The following is a 2,107-nucleotide window of genomic DNA, read 5'->3' as shown; positions in this document are numbered from 1 at the left end:
AAACTTCTTACAGAGTAAAATCCTCGGATCTTAATGTAGGTTGTATAAAAGAAGCTTTTGGTATTCTGGTTAACCGTTACACTATTCTTCGAACTTCCTTTGATAACCATTACGGAGAAGTTCCGCTTCAGCTTGTCCACAAAAAAGCTCATGTAGACTTCAAGCATCTGATATTAGAATCCGATCTGGAATTAGCTAACATCAAGCAGGGTGATATAGCGCGTGGTTTAGATCTGAGTAGGCCTACTCAGATGCGTTTGATGGTTATAGAGCTGAAAGATGGAGAATATGAATTTATCTGGAGTCATCATCATATCATTATGGATGGATGGTGTTTAAGTATTCTGATCAATGATTTTTCTATAATTTTAAATTCCCTTAAACAAGGAACAGAGATTAATTTACGAGAGACTCAAAACTATTCTTCCTACATTAAATGGCTGGAAACCCTTGATAAAAAGGAAGGAATTCTTCATTGGAAAAAATATTTAGAAGGATTTGACACTCTTACAGGAGTTCCGTTTAAAAAACAAGAACATGGAGAGAAACCTCATTTTATTTCTGAAGCAATAATGATTGATGGTGAGGGGTTTACGGAGATTCATCAGTTTTGTCAAAGTTTGGGAATTACCTTAAACACCTATGTACAGGCAGTTTGGTCTTACCTTTTGAGTAAGTATAATTCTTCTGAGGAAATTGTTTTCGGATCAGTGGTATCGGGAAGACCTGCTGAGCTGGAAGGCATAGAGAATATGGTGGGATTGTTTATCAATACCATTCCTGTGCGTATAAAAGTAGATGGAAAAGAAACCCCTCGTAGCCTTTTGAATAAGCTTCATCAGGATTCTATCCAAAGTACAGGTTATCATTTTAACAGTTTAGCAGAAATACAGTCTTTATCTTCATTAGGAAAAGATTTGATTAATAATATTATAGTTTTTGAGAACTTTGCAAAGTATGATGATCAGACTTCAGCAGAAGAAGCAGGATTGATGCATAAAAAGGCAGAAGCTTTTGATCAGAACAATTATGATTTTAATATAGTAGTGGTTCCTACTGCAGATTCTTTAAAGATTGAATTCAGATACAATTCATCTGTATTTTATTCATCATCGATAATGACGTTGGTATCTCATTTCAAAAACGTATTGAATGAATTTACTATCTCAGCAGACCAATTCTTTTCTGATATTGAATATCTGGGAGCAGAAGAGAAGAATTTATTACTAAATGACTTTAATGCTACCGAGTTAGTTTATCCTTCAAATGGCACAATTATTAGTTTATTTGAAGATCAGGTAAGTCTTACTCCGAACAATATTGCTGTTGTTTTTGATGATCTTAGCTTAAGCTATACCGAATTGAATGAAAAAGCATCCAGCCTTGCTCTTCAGCTTCAAAGTGCTTATGGGATCAAGAAAGGCGATCAGGTAGGAGTAATGCTTAACCGTGGAGAGAATCAGATCGTTTCCATTCTTGGGATATTGAAGCTAGGGGCAGTTTATGTACCTATAGATGCGAATCTTCCAGAATCCAGGAAAGAGGTGATGACCTCCGGATTATCTTTACTGATCACCGAATCTTACTATTTCTTTGACCTTGATTTCTACTCCGGAGAATCCTTTTCCATTGATTTGGAATTCACGGAAGAAGATGCTTCAGACTTTACATCAGCCGTTTTAGAAAAAGATGATATTGCCTATATCATTTATACATCGGGTTCTACGGGAGAGCCTAAAGGAGTTTTGAATACCCATGGTGGTATTTTAAATACGATATTATTCCAGAAAGAATTCTTTGAAGTTTCCTCCTATGAAAATGTTGCTCAGTTCGCTTCTTTTTCATTTGATGCTTCTATTTCAGAGATTTTTATTACGTTGCTTAGTGGCAGAAGTCTTCATATTTTGAGTGATTCAGTTAGAAAGGATGCTTATGCCTTTGAAGATTATGTAAATAATCATTCCATTGATCTGGTAACACTGCCACCTGCATTTTTCAGTTTATTAAATGTTGAGAGACTTCAGGGATTGAAAGGTTTAATAACCGCAGGAGAATCAGCTATTATGGGGAAGACTAAGGAATATTTGAAATATGGTACTTTTTACAA

The 2,107-nt window shown here is 35.3% G+C and carries 1 protein-coding gene; it reads left to right on the top strand.

The genetic code is table 11. From position 1 onward, the window contains the following. Positions 1-2,107: condensation domain-containing protein (locus tag G9C87_RS20670; protein ID WP_172284689.1), on the top strand; the 2,107-nt coding region annotated here is incomplete at both ends.

Origin of the sequence: Chryseobacterium sp. LAM-KRS1 (assembly GCF_013184525.1) — a bacterium.
In the GTDB taxonomy this organism is placed as follows: Bacteria; Bacteroidota; Bacteroidia; order Flavobacteriales; family Weeksellaceae; genus Chryseobacterium; species Chryseobacterium proteolyticum.
The sequence above is the reverse complement of the archived record's forward strand: the minus strand, read 5'-3'. Positions and strand labels throughout refer to the sequence as shown.